21 protein-coding genes are annotated in these 21,561 nt (G+C 67.8%); 15 read left to right on the top strand and 6 right to left on the bottom strand.

Annotation, left to right across the window (positions count from 1 at the left end; all coding sequences use genetic code 11):
* Positions 1 to 4 precede the first annotated feature (4 nt).
* Positions 5 to 1,387 carry a NarK family nitrate/nitrite MFS transporter gene (locus tag KXD96_RS05345; protein ID WP_260745225.1) on the bottom strand — a complete coding sequence of 461 codons (1,383 nt, stop codon included), beginning with the start codon at positions 1,385 to 1,387 and terminating at the stop codon, positions 5 to 7.
* 147 nt (positions 1,388 to 1,534) lie between these two features.
* Here KXD96_RS05345 and KXD96_RS05340 point away from each other — a divergent pair, with 147 nt between their 5' ends.
* The 8 genes from KXD96_RS05340 to KXD96_RS05305 all read left to right on the top strand — a co-directional run bounded on the left by KXD96_RS05340 (position 1,535) and on the right by KXD96_RS05305 (position 9,146).
* On the top strand, positions 1,535 to 2,119 hold the full coding sequence (locus KXD96_RS05340) for a TetR family transcriptional regulator (RefSeq protein WP_260743406.1): 585 nt from the start codon (positions 1,535 to 1,537) through the stop codon (positions 2,117 to 2,119).
* 52 nt (positions 2,120 to 2,171) lie between these two features.
* A complete protein-coding gene (locus KXD96_RS05335; protein WP_260743405.1) occupies positions 2,172 to 3,170 on the top strand; it encodes an ABC transporter substrate-binding protein in 999 nt (332 codons plus the stop codon).
* 111 nt (positions 3,171 to 3,281) lie between these two features.
* The gene (locus KXD96_RS05330; protein ID WP_260743404.1) at positions 3,282 to 3,956 is read left to right on the top strand and encodes an allophanate hydrolase subunit 1; all 675 of its coding nucleotides are present in this window, start codon (positions 3,282 to 3,284) and stop codon (positions 3,954 to 3,956) included.
* A 14-nt stretch (positions 3,957 to 3,970) separates the two neighbouring features.
* The gene (locus KXD96_RS05325) at positions 3,971 to 4,888 is read left to right on the top strand and encodes a 5-oxoprolinase/urea amidolyase family protein (protein WP_260743402.1); all 918 of its coding nucleotides are present in this window, start codon (positions 3,971 to 3,973) and stop codon (positions 4,886 to 4,888) included.
* 332 nt (positions 4,889 to 5,220) lie between these two features.
* Entirely contained in the window at positions 5,221 to 6,618 is a 1,398-nt protein-coding gene (locus tag KXD96_RS05320) for an MFS transporter (protein WP_260743401.1), read from the top strand.
* A gap of 77 nt (positions 6,619 to 6,695) precedes the next feature.
* On the top strand, positions 6,696 to 7,841 hold the full coding sequence (locus tag KXD96_RS05315; protein WP_260743400.1) for a uroporphyrinogen-III synthase: 1,146 nt from the start codon (positions 6,696 to 6,698) through the stop codon (positions 7,839 to 7,841).
* Positions 7,838 to 8,608, top strand: coding sequence for a sirohydrochlorin chelatase (locus KXD96_RS05310; protein ID WP_260743399.1), 771 nt, complete (start codon positions 7,838 to 7,840; stop codon positions 8,606 to 8,608). The genes KXD96_RS05315 and KXD96_RS05310 overlap by 4 nt, the downstream gene beginning before the upstream one ends.
* Before the next feature lie 85 nt (positions 8,609 to 8,693).
* On the top strand, positions 8,694 to 9,146 hold the full coding sequence (locus KXD96_RS05305; RefSeq protein WP_260743398.1) for a hypothetical protein: 453 nt from the start codon (positions 8,694 to 8,696) through the stop codon (positions 9,144 to 9,146).
* Here the strand turns inward: KXD96_RS05305 and nirD are convergent.
* Together nirD and nirB are read right to left on the bottom strand one after the other, a co-directional pair.
* Entirely contained in the window at positions 9,143 to 9,499 is a 357-nt protein-coding gene (gene nirD, locus KXD96_RS05300; protein ID WP_260743397.1) for a nitrite reductase small subunit NirD, read from the bottom strand. The two genes, KXD96_RS05305 and nirD, sit on opposite strands and share 4 nt — an antisense overlap.
* Positions 9,496 to 12,075, bottom strand: coding sequence for a nitrite reductase large subunit NirB (gene nirB / locus KXD96_RS05295; protein WP_260743395.1), 2,580 nt, complete (start codon positions 12,073 to 12,075; stop codon positions 9,496 to 9,498). The genes nirD and nirB overlap by 4 nt, the downstream gene beginning before the upstream one ends.
* Positions 12,076 to 12,302: 227 nt before the next feature.
* On the opposite strand from nirB, the gene KXD96_RS05290 reads away from it, so the two are divergent.
* Positions 12,303 to 12,743: an Hsp20/alpha crystallin family protein gene (locus KXD96_RS05290; RefSeq protein ID WP_260743393.1), complete on the top strand. Its 441-nt coding sequence runs from the start codon at positions 12,303 to 12,305 to the stop codon at positions 12,741 to 12,743.
* 73 nt (positions 12,744 to 12,816) lie between these two features.
* On the opposite strand, the gene KXD96_RS05285 is transcribed toward KXD96_RS05290, so the two are convergent.
* Positions 12,817 to 13,575, bottom strand: coding sequence for an isocitrate lyase/phosphoenolpyruvate mutase family protein (locus KXD96_RS05285; protein ID WP_260743392.1), 759 nt, complete (start codon positions 13,573 to 13,575; stop codon positions 12,817 to 12,819).
* Positions 13,576 to 13,691: 116 nt separating this feature from the next.
* Between KXD96_RS05285 and KXD96_RS05280 the strand changes: the two genes are divergently transcribed.
* The 5 genes from KXD96_RS05280 (at position 13,692) to KXD96_RS05260 (ending at position 17,864) form a co-directional block, all read left to right on the top strand.
* Positions 13,692 to 13,997: a hypothetical protein gene (locus KXD96_RS05280; protein WP_260743391.1), complete on the top strand. Its 306-nt coding sequence runs from the start codon at positions 13,692 to 13,694 to the stop codon at positions 13,995 to 13,997.
* Positions 13,998 to 14,076: 79 nt separating this feature from the next.
* A complete protein-coding gene (locus KXD96_RS05275) occupies positions 14,077 to 14,904 on the top strand; it encodes a hypothetical protein (protein ID WP_260743390.1) in 828 nt (275 codons plus the stop codon).
* A 40-nt stretch (positions 14,905 to 14,944) separates the two neighbouring features.
* Entirely contained in the window at positions 14,945 to 16,861 is a 1,917-nt protein-coding gene (locus KXD96_RS05270; RefSeq protein WP_260743389.1) for a fumarate reductase/succinate dehydrogenase flavoprotein subunit, read from the top strand.
* The gene (locus tag KXD96_RS05265) at positions 16,861 to 17,607 is read left to right on the top strand and encodes a succinate dehydrogenase/fumarate reductase iron-sulfur subunit (RefSeq protein ID WP_260743388.1); all 747 of its coding nucleotides are present in this window, start codon (positions 16,861 to 16,863) and stop codon (positions 17,605 to 17,607) included. The genes KXD96_RS05270 and KXD96_RS05265 overlap by 1 nt, the downstream gene beginning before the upstream one ends.
* A gap of 80 nt (positions 17,608 to 17,687) precedes the next feature.
* Positions 17,688 to 17,864, top strand: a complete 177-nt coding sequence (locus KXD96_RS05260) for a hypothetical protein (RefSeq protein ID WP_260745597.1) — start codon at positions 17,688 to 17,690, stop codon at positions 17,862 to 17,864.
* A gap of 6 nt (positions 17,865 to 17,870) precedes the next feature.
* On the opposite strand, the gene KXD96_RS05255 is transcribed toward KXD96_RS05260, so the two are convergent.
* Together KXD96_RS05255 and KXD96_RS05250 are read right to left on the bottom strand one after the other, a co-directional pair.
* On the bottom strand, positions 17,871 to 18,359 hold the full coding sequence (locus KXD96_RS05255) for a flavin reductase family protein (protein WP_260743387.1): 489 nt from the start codon (positions 18,357 to 18,359) through the stop codon (positions 17,871 to 17,873).
* Positions 18,360 to 18,365: 6 nt separating this feature from the next.
* The gene (locus KXD96_RS05250) at positions 18,366 to 19,373 is read right to left on the bottom strand and encodes an isopenicillin N synthase family dioxygenase (protein ID WP_396878709.1); all 1,008 of its coding nucleotides are present in this window, start codon (positions 19,371 to 19,373) and stop codon (positions 18,366 to 18,368) included.
* A 219-nt stretch (positions 19,374 to 19,592) separates the two neighbouring features.
* On the opposite strand from KXD96_RS05250, the gene KXD96_RS05245 reads away from it, so the two are divergent.
* On the top strand, positions 19,593 to 21,428 hold the full coding sequence (locus KXD96_RS05245; RefSeq protein WP_260743385.1) for an acyl-CoA dehydrogenase: 1,836 nt from the start codon (positions 19,593 to 19,595) through the stop codon (positions 21,426 to 21,428).
* Positions 21,429 to 21,561: the final 133 nt, after the last annotated feature.

The raw sequence follows: 21,561 nt of genomic DNA, 5'->3' as shown, positions 1-21,561 counted from the left end.
CCCGCTATACGCCGGCCCGCGCGACGGCGTTGTTCTTGCGCAGGTAGCAGTGCCAGGTGACGACCAGCAGCGCGAGGAAGAACGCCACGTAGAACCGGAGCGCGGGTTCGATGCTGCCGAACTGCGACTTCGACCAGGCATACGCCAGCGGCACGACGAACCCGCCGAAGGCGCCGATCGACGAGATGACGCCCAGCGCACCCGCGGCCTGGCGGCGCATGTGCACCATGGTGTCCGGGTCGCCGCCAGCGAGTTCGCCCTTGACCACGAAGATCCGCGAGATCATCCGGTAGGTAGAGCCGTTGCCGATGCCAGTGGCGACGAACAAGAACATGAAGCTGGCGAAGAACACCGGCAGGCTCTTGGCGTGGACCGACCACAGCGCCACCGCGGCGCCAGCGGCGAGCAAGACGAAGCTGACGGCGGTGATTCGGGCCCCGCCGATCCGGTCGGCCAGCTTGCCGCCCATGGGCCTGATGACCGAACCGATGCAGGCGCCGAGGAAGGCCCAGGTCAGCGCGATGTCGCCGCGTCCGAACACCGTCTTGAGCAGCGTCGGGAAGGCCGCCGAGTAGCCGATGAACGATCCGAACGTGCCGATGTAGAGCAGCGACATGACCCAGGTGTCGGGGTGCCGCAGCGCCTGCCAAACCGGCGTCACGTCGGCCTTAGCCTCGGACAGGTTGTTCATGAACGCGAATGCGCAGACCGCGGCCACCACGGCCAGCGGCACGTAGAAGAGCCCGGCGCGCGACAGCGCCACCCCGCCCCCGGCGACGACGACGGGCGGGATGATCTTCTGCACCACCGCGACGCCGAGGTTGCCGCCGGCCGCGTTCAGGCCCAGCGCCCAGCCCTTGTCCTTCTCCGGGTAGAAGAAGGAGATGTTGGCCATCGACGAGGCGAAGTTGCCGCCGCCGAAGCCGGCGGTCGCCGCGATCGCCACCAGGACGCCGAACGAGAGGCCGGGGTGGCCGACAGCCCAGGCCAGCAGGACGCTCGGGATCAGCAACAGCGCCGCCGAGATGGTCGTCCAGTTGCGGCCGCCGAACAGCGGGACGGCGAAGGTGTAGGGCAGGCGCAGGAAGGCGCCGACGCCGCTGGGCACGGCGACCAGGCACAGGGCCTGGCTGGCGGTCAGCGACCAGCCCGACGCCGACGGATGCCCGTGAGCACCGGCGGTCATCTGGACCACCACGATGCTCCACAGCATCCACACGCTGAACCCGACGTGCTCGGCGAAGATCGAGTAGATCAGGTTACGGCGGGCGATCGGCTTGCCGGTGGTCTCCCAGAACGCGGGGTCTTCGGGCCGCCAGTCGTCAATCCAGTGCCCGCCCCGCCGGGCCGGGCGCGGGGGCGCCAGGACCGGAGCCGTCGGCTCCATGGAAGTCGTCGTAGTCACGCCCCGACGCTATGGACGGACTGTTACCGGCCTGCGTGGGCGCAGTTACGCCGGAGATACATGGATCTCGCAGCGGCCGTTCGCCGCCTGTCAGATCTTTTTGTCCCCCGAATGCGGGAGAATCGCCGCATGCAGGCGACTGACCAGCCCCTGGGTCTGCGGGAACGCAAGAAGATCAAGACCCGTCACGCACTTCGGCGCGAGGCGTTCCGCCTGTTCGACGCGAACGGCTACGCCGCCACCACCGTCGAACAGATCGCCGACGCCGCCGAGGTGTCGCCCAGCACGTTCTTCCGGTATTTCGGATCCAAGGAGTCGTTGCTGCTCGCCGACGACCTCGACCCGCTGATATTGGCGGCGTTCGAGGCCCAGCCGCCCGAACTGTCGCCGAGTGCGGCCATCCGGCGGGCCTACGCCACCACGATGGCCGGCCTGTCAGCCGAGCAGCTGGAGTTCGAGAACACCCGCCAGCGGCTGATCTTCTCGATACCCGAGCTCAAAGCCGCCCTCTACGACGAGTACTACCGCACGGTGAACGTCATGGCGGAGGCCATCGGTCGCCGAATCGGCCGTCCCGCAGGCGATTTCGAGGTCCGGGTGTTCGTCGGCGCGATGGTCGGCGCCATGATGGCGGCGTTCGACAGCGCGCCGAAGACGGCCGAAACCATCTACCGGGCACTGGACTTCCTGGACGCCGGCATGCCGCTGGGCTGACCGGCGCGCGCGGCGATGCCCTCGCGGGCGCGGAACGCGATAATCTCACGCGATGCGGCAGCGTTGGAATCGACGGGGATTCTTGCAGTTCGCAGGGGCTGCAGCGGCCGCCGCGGTCGCCGGGGCTCCGGCGGCGTGCTCGTCACGCAAACCGGGTTCGGATACCTCGCCCGGCAAATCGGTCACCATCAACCACCTCTTCGGCCAGACCGTCATCAAGGGACCGCCCAAGCGCGTCGTCAGCGCCGGCTACACCGAGCAGGACGACCTCCTCGCGGTCGGGGTGGTGCCGATCGCCGTCACCGACTGGTTCGGTGACCAGCCGTTCGCGGTGTGGCCGTGGGCCCAGCCCAAGCTCGGCGGGGCCCGGCCGGTGGTGCTGAACCTCGACAACGGCATTCCGGTCGACCAGATCGCGGGCCTCAAGCCGGATCTCATCGTGGCCATCAACGCCGGGGTCGACGCCGATACCTATCAGAAGCTCTCCGCGATCGCCCCGACCGTGCCGCAGTCGGACGGTGACGCATTCTTCGAGCCGTGGAAGGAGCAGGCGAGGACCATCGGCCAGGCGGTGTTCCAGGCCGACCAGATGCAGTCGCTGATCGACGCCGTCGACCAGAAGTTCACCGCGGTAGCCAAGGAGCACCCGGCGTGGACGGGCAAGAAGGCGTTGCTGATGCAGGGCACGCTGTGGCAGGGCACCGTCGTCGCGACCATGGCCGGCTGGCGCACGGACTTCCTGAACCAGATGGGGCTGGTAATCGCCGACAGCATCAAGCCTTTCGGCACCGATCACCGCGCCGTCATCCCCCGCGATCACGTCAAAGCGGTGCTCGATTCCGCCGACGTGGTCATCTGGACGACCGAGAGCCCCGATGACCAGAAGGCGTTGCTCGCCGACCCCGACGTGGCGGCATCACAGGCCACCGCGCAGAACCGGCACATCTTCACCACCAAGGATCAGGCCGGCGCGATCGCCTTTGCGTCGCCGCTGAGCTACCCCCTGGTGGCCGATCAACTGCCCCCGCAACTCGCCAAGATCCTCGGTTAGATCCCGGCCGCCCCAGGCTGTTTGAGCGTTTGCTAAGGCAGCTCTGGCAGTGTTCGAAAATCCGTCGCTCGCCCCTCGCCCGGCGCGCGCTGGGGAGGTTACCGTCGAGTAATGAGCGTGACGGACCTTACGGACAACGTGTCCAGGGACCTGCCGCCGGAACTGGTCGGCAACACGGTTCTGGACTACGGCGACAGCGCGCTGATGCTGCAATGCGGCAGCACCGCCGAGGTGTTGGCCTGGGCGGCGCAGTTGCGCGACGCGGCATTGCCGGGCGTCCTCGACATCGTCCCGGCCGCCCGCACGGTTCTGGTCAAGCTCGCCGGCCCCCGCTTCCAAGGGGTGATCCGTCAGCGGCTGCGCAAGATGCGGGTGACCGTCGACGACCTCGCGGCGCCGGATTGCCGCGCCGATGTGGTCATCGACGTCGTCTACGACGGGCCCGACCTCGCCGAGGTCGCCGGCCACACCGGGCTGACCATCGCGCAGGTGATCGACGCCCACACCGGCTGCCTGTGGCGGGTCGGATTCAGCGGGTTCGCCCCGGGATTTGCGTATCTGGTCGACGGCGACGCCCGCCTGCGGGTGCCCCGCCGCGCGGAGCCACGCACCTCGGTGCCCGCCGGCTCGGTCGGCCTGGCCGGCGAGTTCAGCGCGGTCTACCCCCGCCAATCGCCCGGCGGCTGGCAACTGATCGGCCGCACCGACGCGGTCCTGTGGGACCTCCGACGGCCCCAGCCGGCGCTGCTGACGCAGGGCATGTGGGTTCAGTTCCGGGCCGTCTGAGCAAGGAGATCACCGTGCCAAACCTGGAGATTCTTCGCACCGGACCGCTGGCCGTCGTGCAGGACCTGGGCCGGCCGGGGCTGGCCCACCTCGGCGTGAGCCGGTCGGGGGCCGCCGACCGCCGAGCGCACCAACTGGCGAACCGGCTGGTGGCCAACCCCGATGACCGCGCCACCGTCGAAGTCATGTTCGGCGGTTTCGCGGCACGGGTCCGAGGCGGCGACATCGACGTCGCGGTGACGGGAGCCGACACCGACCCGGCCGTCAACGGAAAGAAGTTCGGCAGCAACAGCATTCAGCATGTTCGCGACGGCGAGGTGATCTCCTTGGGGACGCCGCGCGCCGGGTTGCGGACATACCTGGCGGTGCGGGGCGGGATCGACGTGGAACCGGTGCTGGGCTCGCGCAGCTACGACGTGATGTCGGCGATCGGCCCGGCACCGCTGCGGGCGGGAGGTCAGCTCCCCGTCGGCGAGCACACCCCCGACTACCCCGAACTGGACCAGGCCCCGGTAGCCGCCATCACGGGCGACGTGGTCGAGTTGGCGGTGGTGCCCGGCCCCCGCGATGACTGGTTCGTCGATCCCGATGTCCTGGTGCAAAACCACTGGGTGGCATCCGACCGCAGCGACCGCGTGGGAATGCGGTTGGCCGGCCGCCCACTGCAGCACCGGTACCTGGACCGGCAGCTACCCAGTGAGGGAACCACCCGCGGCGCAATTCAGGTGCCGCCCAATGGGTTACCGGTGATCCTGGGGCCCGACCACCCGGTGACCGGCGGTTACCCCGTGGTGGGCGTGGTGATCGACGAGGACATCGACAAGATCGCCCAGGTGCGCCCGGGGCAGTCTGTGCGCCTGCGCTGGTCACGCCCGAGGGTTTTGGCGGGCGCCCATCCGCAGTCGGGTGCGGCCGGCTGGCCGTTTTCCTGACCGAAACGTATTCCAGCTCACAATAAACGCCGCGCCGGGCTCGAATCTCTTGAAATAGGCGGCCATTTCGCCATTTGCGGCCCTACAGGGACTTACCAGACAACTGGTAATCAACTTACAGGCGATTCGGGCCGGTTCGAGTTGACCCGTTCCCGTCCCGAATGTGAGCATCGAAATACACCGCGGGGCATCCCTCTTCATTCGCCGATGCCCGCATCTGTTCCCGCTGCCGGTGAGCGGAGCCTGACAATAGGGAGTCGCATGCCGCCGGCTCCCTCGCATAAACCGAAGCGGCACAGTCGGATTCATCGGTGACGAAAGGTGACGATCGGATGGGCCGCAATCACCGCATCGCGGACTGGAATCCAGAAGACACGGCGGCCTGGGAGGCCGGCAACTCCAAGATTGCCCGCCGCAACCTGTTGTGCACCGTCGCGGGCGACCACGTCGCCTTCTCGGTGTGGACGCTGTGGCCCGTCATGGCGTTGTTCATGCCGGGGCACGTCTACGGCTTCACCGCAGGCGACAAGCTGCTGCTGGGCGCCGTCGCCACCCTGGTCGGCGGCCTGGCCCGGATTCCCTACACCCTGGGCATCGCCGCTTTCGGCGGCCGCAACTGGACCGCCTTCTCGGCGTTCGTGCTGCTGATCCCGGCGGCCGGCACGATCGTACTGCTGGCCAATCCCGGCCTGCCGCTGTGGCCCTTTGTGGTGTGCGCCGCGCTGACCGGGCTGGCCGGCGGCAATTACGCGGCCTCGCTCGCCAACGTCAACGCCTTCTACCCCCAGCGGCTCAAGGGCTCGGCGCTGGCGATCAACGCCGGCGTCGGCAACCTCGGGGTGGCGGTGATCCAGTTGGTCGGGCTGCTGGTGCTCGCCACGGCCGGGCACGAGGCGCCGTACTGGGTGTGCGCGGTGTACCTGGTGGTGCTGGCGATGGTGGGTGTCGCGGCCGTGCTGTTCATGGACAACGTCGGCCACGGCACCGAACTGAAGACGATGCGCTCGATCCTCTTCGAGCGCGACACCTATGTGATCTCGCTGCTCTACGTCTGCACCTTCGGCTCCTGGATCGGGTTCGCCTTCGCCTTCGGTCAGGTGCTGCAGGTCAACTTCCTGGCCAACGGTGAAAGCGCCAAGCATGCGGCCCTGCACGCCGCGCAGGTGGCCTTCGTCGGACCGCTGCTGGGCTCGCTGGCACGGATCTACGGTGGCCGGCTGGCAGACCGCAAGGGCGGCAGCCGGGTCACGTTCGGCGTGCTCGCCGGCATGGCCCTGGGCGCCGGATTGCTAGCCACCATCAGCGCCTTCGACGGTCGCGACGCCGGGGCGCGCTCAACCAGCATGGTCGGCTACGTAGCCGGCTTCCTGGTGTTGTTCATCCTGTCCGGGATGGGCAACGGTTCGGTGTTCAAACTGATCCCCTCGGTCTACGAGGCGCGCAGCCGCGGCCTGAAGACGAGCGAGGAGGAACGTCGCCACTGGGCGCGCGCCAAGTCGGGATCGTTGATCGGCATCTGCTCCGCGGTCGGCGCGCTCGGCGGCGTGGGCATCAACCTCGCCCTGCGCCAGTCCTACCTCGCCACCGGGACGGAGACGTCGGCATACTGGGCGTTCCTGGCTTCCTACGTCGTGGCCGCCATCATCACGTGGATGGCGTACGTGCGCCGCCCGGTCCTGCCCGCCGGGGCGGCGGACAGTGAGACGGCAGACGCGCTGGCCCGCGTGTGAGCGCGGCCTCACTGCGGGCAATGCGCAAGCAATTGCCAGGTAACGCAACGGAAATCTGATAGGCATACACAGGTGATATGGGCCAGCCCGACACCCTGCCGCTGACGGGTTACCGCATCGCGGTGACGTCGGCCCGGCGCTCCGAGGAGCTGTGCGCGCTGCTCAGCCGCCAGGGCGCCGAGGTGTGCAGCGCGCCGGCGATCAACATGATCGCCCTGCCCGACGACGACGAACTGCACCGTAACACTGAGGCATTGATCGCCGAGCCGCCGGACATACTGGTCGCACACACCGGCATCGGCTTTCGCGGGTGGCTGGCCGCGGCCGAGGGGTGGGGGCTGGTCAACCCGCTCATCGCGGCGCTGTCGTCCTCCCGGGTCGTGTCGCGCGGGCCGAAGGCGACCGGCGCGTTGCGCGCCGCCGGCCTGCACGAGGAGTGGTCACCGGATTCCGAGTCCTCGCAGGAAGTCCTGGAATACCTGCAGAAGTCGGGGGTGGCCGGGCTGCGGGTGGCGGTCCAGCTGCACGGCGCCGCCGACGCTTGGGATCCCTTCCCGGAGTTTCTCGGGGGGCTGCGGTTGGCGGGGGCCGAGGTGGTGCCCGTGCGGGTGTACCGGTGGAAGCCAACGCCGTTGGGCGGCACGTTCGATCAGCTCGTGATGGGCATCGCGGGGCGGCAGTTCGACGCGGTCACCTTCACGTCGGCCCCCGCGGCCGCGGCGGTGCTGGAGCGCGCCCGCGAGCTGGACGTCGAAGAGCAACTGCTGGCAGCCCTGCGCAGTGACGTGCACGCGATGTGCGTCGGCCCGGTGACCTCCAAGCCGTTGATCCGGAAAAACGTGCCGACGTCGTCGCCCGAACGAATGCGGTTGGGCGCCTTGGCCCGTCACGTCGCCGAGGAGCTACCGGTACTGGGTTCGTGCACGGTGCGGGCGGCCGGTCACACGGTCGACATTCGCGGCACCTGCGTGCTGGTAGACGGCGCGATCAAGGTGCTGTCGCCGTCCGGCATGGGGATACTGCGCGCGCTGGCGAAACGTCCGGGTGACGTGGTCGCCCGCGGTGACCTGTTACGCGCACTGCCGGGCAACAGCAACGACCCGCACGCCGTCGACACCGCCGTGCTGCGGCTGCGAACGGCTCTGGGTGACAAGAACATCGTCGCGACGGTGGTCAAACGTGGTTACCGGCTCGCGACCGAACAGCGGGCGGACTCCCCATGAGCCTGATCCTGGTAGCGCACGGCACCCGCAGGCCGGAAGGCGTGGCTATGGTCGAAGAGCTTGCCGCGCAGGCGAGTTCGCTGGCCGGCCGCCCGGTGGAAGTCGCGTTCGTCGACGTCTTGGGCCCCACTCCCAGCGAGGTGCTCGCGCGGGCCACCGGCCGCCCAGCCATCGTGCTGCCGGCGTTCCTGTCGCGCGGCTATCACGTCCGCGCCGACCTGCCGGCTCACATCGAGCAAAGCGGGCACCCCAACGTCGTCGTCGCACCGGCCCTGGGCCCGAGTGGCCACATCGCCCGGATCGTCGGCGATCAGTTGGTCAAATGTGGTTGGCGCCCCGGCGATTCGGTGATTCTCGCGGCAGCGGGCACCTCGGATGTCAGGGCGCGCGCCGACCTGCACACCACCGCGACGCTGGTGTCGGCGCTGACCGGGTCGCGGGTGAGCCTCGCGTTCGCCGCGACCGGGGATCCGCCGTTGGCCGAAGCGGTGGACGAGGCGAGGCGCCATGCGCGCGGCAACGCGCGTGTCGTGGTCGCGTCCTACCTGCTCGCCGATGGCCTGTTCCAGGAGCGGCTGCGGGCCTGCGGTGCCGACCTGGTCAGCAAGTCGCTGGGCACCCATCCCGGCCTGGCACGTCTGATCGCCAGCCGATTCCGGCGCGCCATGCCGCCGGTCCTCGCCCCCACCGCCCGCCACGCTTCGCGCCGACCGGGCGCGCAGCGGTTGGCTCACGGCCGCGTCGTGCGGCCGAATTCGGCGGCCTGAGAACGGCCTGACGACACCGGCCGAACAGGCGCGCCGACGACAGGCCACGCTTGATCTTTGATCTGATACCGACGATCCTGACACCATGCCCCGTCGCGAAGAGCCGTCGCATGGGCTCCTTGATCCGGTCGCCAAGATGCTGCGGTTGCCGTTCGGCACACCGGAATTCATCGACCGGATCGTCACGGGCGGGGTCAACCAGGTGGGCCGTCAGACGCTGCGCATGCTGATCACCACGTGGGACGCCGCCGGCGGCGGACCCTTCGCAGCGAGCGCGATAGCTTCCACGGGGATGGCCAAGACGGCCGAAACCGTGCAAAGCATGTTCATCGGCCCGGTCTTCGGACCCCTGCTGAAGATCCTGGGGGCGGACAAGGCCGCCATGCGGGCGTCGCTGTGCGCCTCACAGCTGGTGGGCCTGGGCATCATGCGCTACGGCATCCGTTCGGAGCCGCTGCATTCGATGCCGGTCGACGCCATCGTCGACGCCATCGGCCCGACGATGCAGCGCTACCTCGTCGGCGATATCACGCGCTAGGCGGTGATCCGACCGACCTGGACGAACCCGTCCGCGGTGACGCGTGCCGCATACACCGGCACCGAGAAGGTCGGATCGTCCAGGCAGGCACCGTCTTCTAGCGAGAAGGCCTGCTTGAGGATCGGCGATTGAACCGTTACCCGGCCCCCGCGGTCTCCCACGATCCCGCGCGAGAGCACCGCCGCTCCGGAGATCGGGTCGACGTTGCCCACCGCGTACACCGAGCCGTCGTCCAGCCGGAACAACGCCGCCTGAGAGCCGTCGTCGAGCAGAACCCCGACCCCGCGACCCGGGATCAGACGGTCGTACTCGCAGGCCGTCGTCCACACCGCAATGTCGTTGAGAAGTGTCATGATTTTTCTCCCGCTCCCGCACGGATCTTCGGCATTCCAATGGACACAGGGATTTTGCGCCCGGCATGCTCGGTGAATTCCACCGTCGAATCGACGGCACCCGGGGCGTTGACGAACGAGACGAACCGGGACAGCTTGTCCGGGTCGTCGAGCACGCCCTTCCATTCACACTTGTAGTTCTGCACGTGCCGCTCCATTGCGGCCTCGAATTCTTCGGCCAGGCCCAGCGAGTCTTCGCACACGACCTCCCGCATGTGATCGAGACCGCCGTCGAGCGAATCGACCCAGGGGGCCGTGCGCTGCAGCCGGTCGGCGGTCCGGATGTAGTACATGACGAACCGGTCGACGTAGCGGACCAGCGTCTGGGTGTCCAGGTCGCTGGCCAACAGCTGGGCGTGCTTGGGCGTCATGCCGCCGTTGCCGCCGACGTAGAGGTTCCAGCCCTTTTCGGTGGCGATGACGCCGACGTCCTTGGAGCGTGCCTCGGCGCATTCCCGCGCACAACCCGAGACGCCCATCTTGATCTTGTGCGGTGCCCGCAGGCCCCGATACCGCAGCTCCAGGTCGATGGCCAGCTGTACCGAATCCTGCTGGCCGTAACGGCACCAGTCGGTGCCGACGCAGCTCTTCACCGTGCGCAGCGCCTTGCCGTAGGCGTGGCCGGACTCCATGCCGCCCTCGACCAGCCGCCGCCAGATCTGGGGCAGCTGGTCCACCCGCGCACCGAACATGTCGATCCGCTGGCCGCCGGTGATCTTGGTGTAGAGGCCGAAGTCCTGCGCGATCTGGCCGATCAGGATCAGGTGCTCGGGCTTGATGTCGCCGCCGGGCACCCGCGGCACCACCGAGTAGCTGCCGTTCTTCTGGATGTTGGCCAAAAAGTGGTCGTTGGAGTCCTGCAGCGAGGCCTGCTCACCCTCGAGGATGTGGTCCGAGCCGGTGGAGGCCAGGATGGACGCGACCACGGGTTTGCAGATGTCGCAACCCTTTCCGCGGCCGAACCGCTCCAGCAGGCCGGAGAAGGTGCGGATCTCGGTGGCCGAGATGATCTCGAAGAGCTCGGCCCGCGACTGGCTGAAATGCTCGCACAGCGCCTTGGACTGCTCCACGCCCTCGGCTTCCAGCAGCTGCTTGAGCAGGGGCACACAGGAACCACACGACGTGCCGGCCGCGGTGCACGACTTGAGCGACGGCACGTCGGCGCAGCCGTCGGCGATCGCGCACTTCAGGTCGCCCTTGGTGACGTTGTTGCACGAGCAGATCTGCGCCGAATCCGGCAGCGCGCCGATCCCCAACGCCGGGGCGTCGCCGGAAACCGGGGCTATCAGCGCGAGCGGATCCCCCGGCAGCTCGCCGCCGACCATCGGCCGCAGCACCCCGTAGGACGAGGCGTCGCCCACCAGGACGCCGCCCAGCAGGGTCTTCGCGTCGTCGGAGAGCACCAGCTTGGCGTAGGTCTGCTTGACCGCGTCGTTGATGGCGACCACGAGGCAGTTCTCGGTCACGCCCATCGCGTCGCCGAAGCTGGCGACGTCGACGCCGAGCAGCTTCAGCTTGGTCGACAGGTCCGCCTCGCCGAACTCCGCGGCGCCGTCCAGCAGGCGGTCGGCCACCACCTCAGCGGAGGTGTAACCGGGCCCCACCAGGCCATAGCACCGGCCCTGGATAGCGGCGACCTCGCCGACCGCGTAAATGTCGGGATCACTTGTGCGGCATGCCAAGTCGGTGAGCACGCCGCCGCGCTTGGCGAGGGTCAGCCCCGCGGCCCCGGCCAGCTCGTCGCGCGGTCGGATACCGGCCGCGAAAATGACCAGCCCGGCGTCGATGACCTCACCGTCGGTCAGCCGCACCCGCACCGACGACACCCCATCGGGGTGATCGATCGACTCGATCGACTCGGTACCGGTGCCCACGTGCACCGCGATGCCCAGGTCGCCGACCATCTTGGCCAGCAACGCGCCGCCGCCCTCGTCGACCTGCTGGGCCATCAACCGTGGCATCATCTCGACGACGTGTGTCTGCAACCCGAACTGCCGCAGCGCATTAGCGGCTTCCAGCCCCAGCAGGCCGCCACCGATGACCACGCCCGCCGGGGCGCGACCGGCTTCCACCGTGCGCCGGGCGTCGGCCCGGATGGCGTCGAGATCGTCGAGCGTGCGGTAAACGTGGCACGCCGCCAGGTCGTGGCCGGGCACCGGCGGGACGAACGCGTAGGACCCGGTGGCCAACACCAACGCGTCGTAGCCGTGCCGCTGTCCGTCGGCCGTAACAACCGACTTTGCTTCCCGGTCGATCTCGGTGACGCGGGTGTTCAACACCAACCGGACATGGTCGTCACCCGCGTAGTCGTTGCCCGGCAGCGCCAGCAGCTTGCGATCCCAGCTTTCGGTGTACGAGGTCAGCCCGACGCGGTCGTAAGCCGCGTCGGCCTCCTCGGCGAAAACCGTAATGCGCCACAATCCTTCGGTGTCACGCGCCCGGAGCGCCTCGACCAACCGGTGCCCCACCATGCCATGACCGACTACGACGATGTGACGGCCCGCACAGTGCGCGTGCGAAATCCCGTCTGCAGCCATGGCTTTGAGGCTAGCGGCCAGAAATTACCGCGATTTCGCCCAATGTGACGGTCCTATGACGAGGATCTCACAACTCACAGGGAGCCCTGTGATTATTCGTTCGCCCAAGGCGAACGCCTAGGTGGAACTTAAGCGTGGTCGACTCATGTTTTTCCTTATAGCCGGCCGGAAGGGCGCCGGACACAGCAAATCCACAACAAAGCTCAAGGAAGTGCAAGGAGATCCCCATGAGTAACCTCGCATTGTGGTCGCGACCGGCCTGGGACACCGACCGGTGGTTGCGCGACTTCTTCGGCCCCGCCGCCGTTTCTGACTGGTACAAGCCCTCGACCAGCGGTTTCCACCCCGCTGCGGAGATCGTGAAGGACGGCGAGGACGCGGTCGTACGTGTCGAACTGCCCGGCCTGGACGTCGAGAAGGACGTCAATGTCGAGGTCGACCGCGGCCGCCTCGTGATCCGCGGCGAACGTCGCGACGAGCACGTCGAGGAGAAAGACGGGCGCAGCCTGCGCGAGATCCGTTACGGAGCCTTCCACCGGTCGTTCCAGCTGCCGGCGCACGTCACCGGGGAGGCCATCACGGCCTCGTACGACGCCGGGGTACTGACGGTGCGGGTGGCCGGCGCATACGCCGGAAACCAGGCGAAGCGCATCGAGATCACCAAGTAATAGGTAGAGCACGGTCCGGCGGGGTCAGGCGACCCCGCCGGATTCCTCTGCCGCACAAAGGCTTTCCCCCGGATTAGCCCCAGCGGGCCAGCAGCTCCGCGGCCCGGGTCGCCAGCGCGGCCTGGAAGAAGGGGCCGAAGCTGATCCGCGCGACGCCCAGCGCCCCGAACGACGCCGGATCGTCCCGGTCGGGCAGCGCGATCGCATTGACCGGTAACGGCAGCTCTGCGGTCAAGCGCCGCAATGTCTCCGGATTGTGGCGGCCGACCGGGTATAGCACGTCGGCGCCCGCGGTCGCCGCCTCGGTCAGCCGCGCCACGGCCCTGTCGACCCGATCGGCCGCGTCACCGTCCTGGCGCAGGAACAGGTCGGTGCGGGCGTTGACCACGACATGCACTCCGGCCGCGTCGGCGGCCGACCGCAGCGCCCCGACCAGTTCGGCGTGTTCGCCGGCCGAACGCAACCGCTTGCCCTCGGAGTGCACGGTGTCCTCGATGTTCAATCCGACGGCGCCGACGCTCAACAGCCCGTCGATCAGGCGCTCTGCCGCCAGCCCGTAGCCGGATTCGACGTCCACCGACACCGGGATGTCGACCGCGGCGGTGATCTGGGAGACCCGGGCGAGCACGTCGTCGAACGACATGCCCTCGTTGTCGGGCTTGCCGATGGAGTCTGCAAGCGGATGGCTGCCCACGGTCAACGCGGCGAATCCGGCGTCGGTGGCCAGGCGCGCCGACCAGGCGTCCCACACGGTCGGCAGGACGACGGGGTCGCCCGGGCGGTGCAGGGCGAGCAGCGCTTTGGCACGTTCGGCGGCGGTCTGGCCTGTCATGGGCGGGTTTGCTCCGTGGTGGTAAAGGAAGTGAGTCGCCTGACGTGAGGCGGTGCCGTGGATAGTATCGGGGACGTACTGTGATCCGTAACACCGTCCGCCCGAGGAGATCTCCGTTGACGCCCCCTGCCGGCACTACTGAACTCGCCGAACTTCACCACCTCATCGGCGGCCTGCGGCGGTGCGTGAGTTCACTGAAGAGTCGCTACGGCGACAGCCCGGCGATGCGGCGCATCGTCATCGACGCCGACCGCATCCTGTCCGACGTCGAACTGCTCGACACCGACGTGTCCGAGTTGGACCTGACGCGCGCCACCGTGCAGCAGTCCGGCGAGAAAATCGTCATTCCCGACACCCAATACGACAGCGAATTCTGGCGCGATGTCGACGACGAGGGTGTCGGCGGTCACAGCAGGTCCTGACAACCCAAGCCCCCTCGAAATAGGGGGGGTGCTCTCTGTGTACCCTTCGACCAACAGCCCGTTCGAAGAGGAACACTAGATGAGCGCACCCACGGCGAACCGTCCTGCGTCAGGTGTCTTTTCACCCACGCGCGCCCGCATCCCGCAGCGCAGCCTGCGCACCGACCGGTGGTGGATGTCGCCGCTGCGGATCGACCTGGGCTTCGCCGCGTTCCTCATCTACGGGTTGGCGCGGGCGTTCCAGCAGGATTACTTCTTCGTCCCGAAGTACCACTACCTGACGCCGTTCTACTCGCCCTGCGTGGCCAAGGCGTGCGGTGAGGCCGGCGACTTCTGGCCGCAGATCCTGCCGGACGTGTGGTGGCTGCCGTACGCGGCGCTGACGCTGCCGTTCCTGCTGCTGTTCCGGCTAACCTGTTATTACTACCGTGGCGCCTACTACCGCACGGTGTGGCAGTCGCCGACGGCTTGCGCGGTGGCCGAGCCCCGGGTGCACTACACCGGCGAGACCAGGTTGCCGCTGATCGTCCAGAACAGCCACCGGTATTTCTTCTACATCGCCGGCATCATCTCGGTGATCAACAGCTACGACGCGATCGTCGGCTTCCACTCCGACTCCGGCCCGCACGGCTTCGGCTTCGGCCTGGGCAACCTGATCATGGTGGGCAACGTCGTCATGCTGTGGGTCTACACGCTGTCCTGCCACTCGTGCCGGCACGTGACCGGCGGGCGGCTCAAGCACTTCTCCAAGCACCCTGTGCGGTACTGGATCTGGACCCAGGTCAGCCATATCAACACCCGGCACAAGCAGTATGCGTGGATCACGCTGGGCACCCTGATGCTCACCGATTTCTACATCGCGCTGGTGGCCGGTGGCGCCATCCCCGATTTGAGATTTGTTGGCTGACAGGCCATTTGAAGATAACCAGAATTTAGCGAGGGTTTTCATGGTTGAGGTCGAGCGGCATGCCTACGACGTAGTCGTCATCGGTGCCGGCGGCGCGGGGCTGCGTGCGGTCATCGAGGCGCGGGAACGCGGCCTCAAGGTCGCGGTGGTGTGCAAGTCCCTGTTCGGCAAGGCCCACACCGTGATGGCCGAGGGCGGTGCCGCGGCGGCGATGGGCAACGTCAACGCGAAGGACGACTGGAAGACCCACTTCGGCGACACCATGCGCGGTGGGAAGTTCCTGAACAACTGGCGGATGGCCGAGCTGCACGCCAAGGAGGCGCCCGACCGGGTCTGGGAGCTGGAGACCTACGGCGCGCTGTTCGATCGCACGAAGGACGGCAAGATCAGCCAGCGCAACTTCGGCGGGCACACCTACCCGCGGCTGGCGCACGTCGGGGACCGCACCGGCCTGGAGTTGATCCGCACGTTGCAGCAGAAGATCGTCTCGCTGCAGCAGGAGGATGACGCCGAACTCGGCGACTACGAGGCGCGGATCAAGGTGTTCGCCGAGTGCACCATCACCGAGCTGCTCAAGGACGGTGACGCGATCGCCGGGGCGTTCGGCTACTGGCGCGAGACGGGCCAGTTCGTTCTGTTCGAGGCGCCGGCGGTGGTGCTCGCCACCGGCGGCATCGGCAAGTCGTTCAAGGTCACCTCGAACTCCTGGGAGTACACCGGCGACGGGCACGCGCTGGCCCTGCGGGCGGGTGCGTCGCTGATCAATATGGAGTTCGTCCAGTTCCACCCGACCGGCATGGTGTGGCCGCCCAGCGTGAAGGGGATCCTGGTCACCGAGGGTGTCCGCGGCGACGGCGGTGTGCTGAAGAACTCCGACGAGAAACGGTTCATGTTCGACTACATCCCGGCGGTGTTCAAGGGTCAGTACGCCGAGACCGAGCAAGAGGCCGACCAGTGGCTCAAGGACAACGACTCGGCCCGGCGCACCCCCGACCTGCTGCCCCGCGATGAGGTCGCGCGCGCGATCAACTCGGAAGTCAAGGCCGGGCGTGGCAGCCCGCACGGCGGCGTGTTCCTCGACATCGCGTCGAGGTTGACGCCCGAGGAGATCACGCGACGCCTGCCGTCGATGTACCACCAGTTCAAGGAGCTAGCCGGGGTCGACATCACCAAGGAGCCAATGGAGGTCGGTCCCACCTGTCACTACGTCATGGGCGGTGTGGAGGTGGACGCCGACACCGGGGCGGCGACGGTCCCGGGCCTGTTCGCCGCGGGCGAGTGCTCCGGCGGCATGCACGGCTCCAACCGGCTGGGCGGCAACTCGCTGTCGGACCTGCTGGTGTTCGGCCGGCGGGCCGGCCTGGGCGCCGCCGACTACGTGCGGGCGCTGAGCAGCCGTCCGACCATCTCGGCGGAGGCCGTCGAGACCGCCGCGAAGAGGGCGCTGTCCCCCTTCGACGGGCCGACCAGCGGCGCCCCGGCGGAGAACCCCTACACGCTGCAGCTCGAGCTGCAGCAGTCGATGAACGACCTGGTGGGCATCATCCGCAAAGCCGACGAGATCTCCGAGGCCCTCGGGCGGCTCGACAAGCTTCGCGAGCGGTTCAAGAACATCCGCGTGGAGGGCGGTCGCGAGTACAACCCGGGCTGGAACCTGGCCATCGATCTGCGCAGCATGCTGCTGGTCAGCGAGTGCGTCGCCAAGGCCGCGCTGGAGCGCACCGAAAGCCGCGGCGGGCACACCCGCGACGACCACCCGTCGATGGATTCGGGGTGGCGCAAGGTGCTGCTCGTCTGCCAGGCCGCCGGTGGCGACGAAGTGATTCCCGACATCAGCATCACCCGCAAGGACCAGGTGCCGATGCGACCCGATCTGCTGGAGCTCTTCGAGATCTCCGAGCTGGAGAAGTACTACACCGACGACGAGCTGGTCCAGCATCCAGGACGGAGAGGCTAATGACCTACAACGCGACCCTGCGTGTGTGGCGCGGTGACGATGCCACCGGCGAGCTGCAGGACTTCACGGTCGAGGTCAACGAGGGCGAGGTGGTCCTCGACATCATCCATCGCCTGCAGCAGACGCAGACGCCCGATCTGGCGGTGCGGTGGAACTGCAAGGCCGGCAAGTGCGGCTCCTGCTCGGCGGAGATCAACGGCTATCCCCGGCTGATGTGCATGCCGCGGATGTCCACGTTCGCCGAGGACGAGGTGGTGACCGTCACGCCGTTGCGGACCTTCCCGGTGATCCGCGACCTGGTCACCGACGTTTCCTTCAACTACGCGAAGGCGCGCGAGATGCCCGCCTTCGCGCCGCCCAAAGACCTACAGCCCGGGCAATACCGGATGGCGCAGGCCGACGTCGAGCGCTCGCAGGAGTTCCGCAAGTGCATCGAGTGCTTCCTGTGTCAGAACGTCTGCCACGTGATCCGCGATCACGAGGAGAACAAGAAGGCATTCTCCGGCCCCCGTCTTTTCATCCGGCTCGCCGAGCTGGAGATGCACCCGCTCGACACCGCGGACCGGCGGGATCTGGCGCAGGACGATGCCGGGCTCGGGTTGTGCAACATCACCAAGTGCTGCACCGAGGTGTGCCCGGAGAACATCAAGATCACCGACAACGCCATCATCCCGATGAAGGAGCGCGTCGCCGGCCGCCGCTACGACCCGCTGGTGTGGCTGGGTAACAAGCTGTTCCGCCGCTAGAGCGTTAGCCCGCCCGGCACGCCGGGTACCCCACATGAACCCTGTCGGGTGGGCACCCGACGGTCGTCTGCCCTCAACTGGTGAAAGGCAGCGTGGGAGATATGCGAGAAACCACTAGCGTCAGCGAAATTCGAACCGCGATCCGCGAGTTGTCCGTCCGCGCCGATCTTGCGCGCAAGGAAGGCCGCGAAGATGACGCCGCCGAGATCGAGCAGCGCATAGCGGGCTTTCGGGCGGAACTCAGCCGCCGCCCGTAGTCCCGTTCAGGCGCCGAGGCGCCGGAACACGCTGCGGTGAAACACGATTGGTGCGACTTCGGCGTCGATGGTCACCTCGTTGACCCGGAGCACCACAATGGTGTGGTCCCCGGCCGGGATGAGCTGCTCAATCGCGCTTTCCAGCCACAGGGCGGTGCCCTTGATGAATACGGCGCCGCTCTCCCTGGACTCCGTCTGAAGGCCGGCGAACCTGTCCCCGGTCTTGGCGGCCAGCGTGCGTGCGGCCTCGTCGTGCGCCTCGCCGAGCACGCTGATGCCGAGCATGGGCAGGTCTTTGAGCTTGGGCCACGTCGTCGAGGTGTTCTGCACGCAGAAGGACACCAGCGGCGGATCCAGGGAGACGGGGACAAAGGTGCTGGCCGCCAGGCCTTCCCGGGTTCCCTGGACTTCGGCGGCGATGGCCACCACCCCGGAGGGGAAGTGGCCGAAGGCCTCACGAAGCGTGGACGGTGTCAGATGCTTGTTCGAGTTCACCGGAATTCATTCGCCCCTTGAGCCGAGAACGGGATTCTCGTCCCCGACCCTACCTGCCCAATGCCCGTGCGCTGAAGCCACATCCGGATGTGCGCGCAACCTGCTCTTCCAGGCGTTGCGGCCGTAGACGGAGAAGATCGGATCCGCGGGGTCGGTCACGCGGCGGGCGCGCGCCCGCAGCTCGGGGGGCAGGGTCAGCACGGGGATCTGCGCGTCCAGCCGCGGGTTGAAGAAATACGGCACAGAGATCCGGTCCGCCGGCTGCCCGGCCAGCGTTACCCGGTGCTCTGTGGCCCGCAGGTAACCGCCCGTGGCCACCTCTAGCAGCTCGCCGATGTTGACGACGAAGGCGCCGTCGGCGGGCGGCACGTCGATCCACTCCTGCGTGCCGGGCGGGCGCACCTGCAGGCCGCGGCTCCCCGGCTCGGCCAGGAGCAGCGTGAGCACGCCGGAGTCTTTGTGCGGGCCCACCCCCTGCGGCGTGGCCGCGCTTCGCGGGTAGCGCACGATCTTGATCAGCGTGGCGGGTGTTTCGGCGAAGGCGGCGTCGAAGACGTCCGGCGGGCTGCCCAGGGAGGCCGCCCAGTGCCGCAGCAGGGTGCGGGCCACCGCGGACAGCGCGGCGTCCCACTCGGCGACGATCCCCGGCAGTTCGGGCAACGCGGCCGGCCACTGGTTGGGCCCCTGCAACCACAGGTAGTCGGGCCTGCCGGGCCCCCCGACCGCGGCACGTTCCGGGCCGATGTCGATCTGCTCCCGCCAGTCCACCTGCCCGCGGGTCAGCTCGCCGCCCAGCCGGGTGTAGCCACGGAAATGCGGACTGCGCACCATGGCGATCGCGTCCTTCTCGGCTTCGGGCAGCGCGAACAGGCTGCGCGCCGCCTGAAGCACCGTGCGGCACAACTCGTCGGGCACGCCGTGGCCGGTCAGGTAGAAGAAACCCACCTCGTGAGCGGCCTCACGCAGGACCCCGCTCAGTTGGGCCGCGGAGCTGCGCAAATCCACCACGGGCAGGGTGGTGATGCATCCCACAGTTTGAGATCCGATCCATCATCGCCGCAGGTCAGAGGGGCCGCCACGGCGCGCCAACCAGTTGGTTGGTTAGACCGTGAAATCTAGCTCACATTGACTTGCGTTGAACTGTCCGAGAGCGATATTTTAACGGAGTTACTGGTGGGTAACTTAGACCTAGTACCCAACCACAAGTGGCATTCTCAACGAGGAGGAACCGTAGTGAGCCACTACAAGAGCAACGTCCGCGACCAGGTGTTCAACCTGTTCGAGGTATTGGGCGTTGAGCAGGCTTTGGGCGCCGGCGACTACAGCGATCTGGACGTCGACACCGCGCGCGAAATGTTGTCCGAAATCAGCCGGCTGGCCGAGGGGCCCATCGCCGAGTCGTTCGTCGAGGGTGACCGCAACCCGCCGGTCTTCGACCCGAAGACGCACTCGGTGACGCTGCCGGAGTCCTTCAAGAAGTCGGTCCGCGCCGTCACCGAGGCCGGTTGGGACAAGGTCGGCATCGACGAGGCCCTCGGCGGCATGCCGATGCCCCGGGCACTGGTATGGGCGCTACACGAGCACCTGCTGGGTGCCAACCCCGCCGTGTGGATGTACGGCGGCGGCGCCGGTTTCGCCAACATCCTGTACCACCTCGGCACCGAGGAGCAGAAGAAGTGGGCCGTGATCTGCGCCGAGCGCGGATGGGGCTCCACCATGGTGCTCACCGAGCCGGACGCCGGTTCCGACGTCGGCGCCGGGCGCACCAAGGCGATCAAGCAGGACGACGGCTCCTGGCACATCGAGGGCGTGAAGCGATTCATTACCTCGGCCGACTCCGGAGACCTGTTCGAGAACATCTTCCACCTGGTGCTGGCCCGCCCCGAGGGCGCCGGTCCGGGCACCAAGGGGCTGTCGCTGTTCTTCGTGCCCAAGTTCCTGTTCGACTTCTCCACCGGCGAGCTGGGCGAGCGCAACGGCGTCTTCGTGACCAACGTCGAGCACAAGATGGGCCTGAAGGTTTCGGCCACCTGTGAGCTGTCCTTCGGGCAGCACGACGTGCCCGCCAAGGGCTGGCTGGTCGGCGAGGTGCACAACGGCATCGCGCAGATGTTCGAGGTCATCGAGCAGGCCCGCATGATGGTCGGCACCAAGGCCATCGCGACGCTGTCGACCGGCTACCTGAACGCGCTCGAATACGCCAAGTCCCGCGTGCAGGGCGCCGACATGACGCAGATGACCGACAAGACCGCGCCGCGGGTGACCATCACGCATCACCCCGACGTGCGCCGGTCGCTGATGACCCAGAAGGCCTACGCCGAGGGTCTGCGCGCGCTGTACCTCTACACCGCGACCTACCAGGACGCGGCGGTCGCCCAGGCGGTGCACGGTGTGGACGCCGAACTGGCCGTCAAGGTCAACGACCTGATGTTGCCGGTGGTCAAGGGTGTCGGTTCCGAGCAGGCCTACGCCAAGCTCACCGAGAGCCTGCAGACGTTCGGTGGGTCCGGCTTCCTGCAGGACTACCCGATCGAGCAGTACATCCGGGACGCCAAGATCGACTCCCTGTACGAGGGCACCACGGCGATCCAGGCGCAGGACTTCTTCTTCCGCAAGATCGTCCGCGACAAGGGTGTGGCCCTGGCCCACGTCTCCGGTGAGATCCAGAAGTTCGTGGACAGCGAGTCCGGCAACGGCCGGCTGAAGTCCGAGCGCGAGCTGCTGGCCAAGGCCCTGGCCGACGTCCAGGCGATGGCGGCCGCGCTGACCGGTTACCTGATGGCGGCGCAGGACGACGTGACGAGCCTCTACAAGGTGGGGCTGGGTTCGGTGCGCTTCCTGATGAGCGTCGGCGACCTGGTCATCGGTTGGTTGCTGCAGCGTCAGGCCGCGGTGGCCGTGGCTGCGCTGGACGCCGGCGCCAGCGGTGAGGAGCGGTCCTTCTACGAGGGCAAGGTCGCCGTGGCCTCGTTCTTCGCGAAGAACTTCCTGCCGCTGCTGGCCAGCACCCGAGAGGTGATCGAGACGCTGGACAACGACATCATGGAGCTCGACGAAGCCGCCTTCTGACCGCAACAGCGAAAACCCCGCTTCCTGATGGGAGCGGGGTTTTTGCTCTTCAGGGGCACGAAAAAGGCCGCCGCTGGATCCCCTCACTCCAGCGGCGGCCCTCTTCGCACGCCGGTCCGCGCTGACCGGCGAT

The sequence above is a fragment of the Mycobacterium sp. SMC-2 genome (assembly GCF_025263485.1).
Classification (GTDB): Bacteria; Actinomycetota; Actinomycetes; order Mycobacteriales; family Mycobacteriaceae; genus Mycobacterium.
The sequence above is the reverse complement of the archived record's forward strand: the minus strand, read 5'-3'. Positions and strand labels throughout refer to the sequence as shown.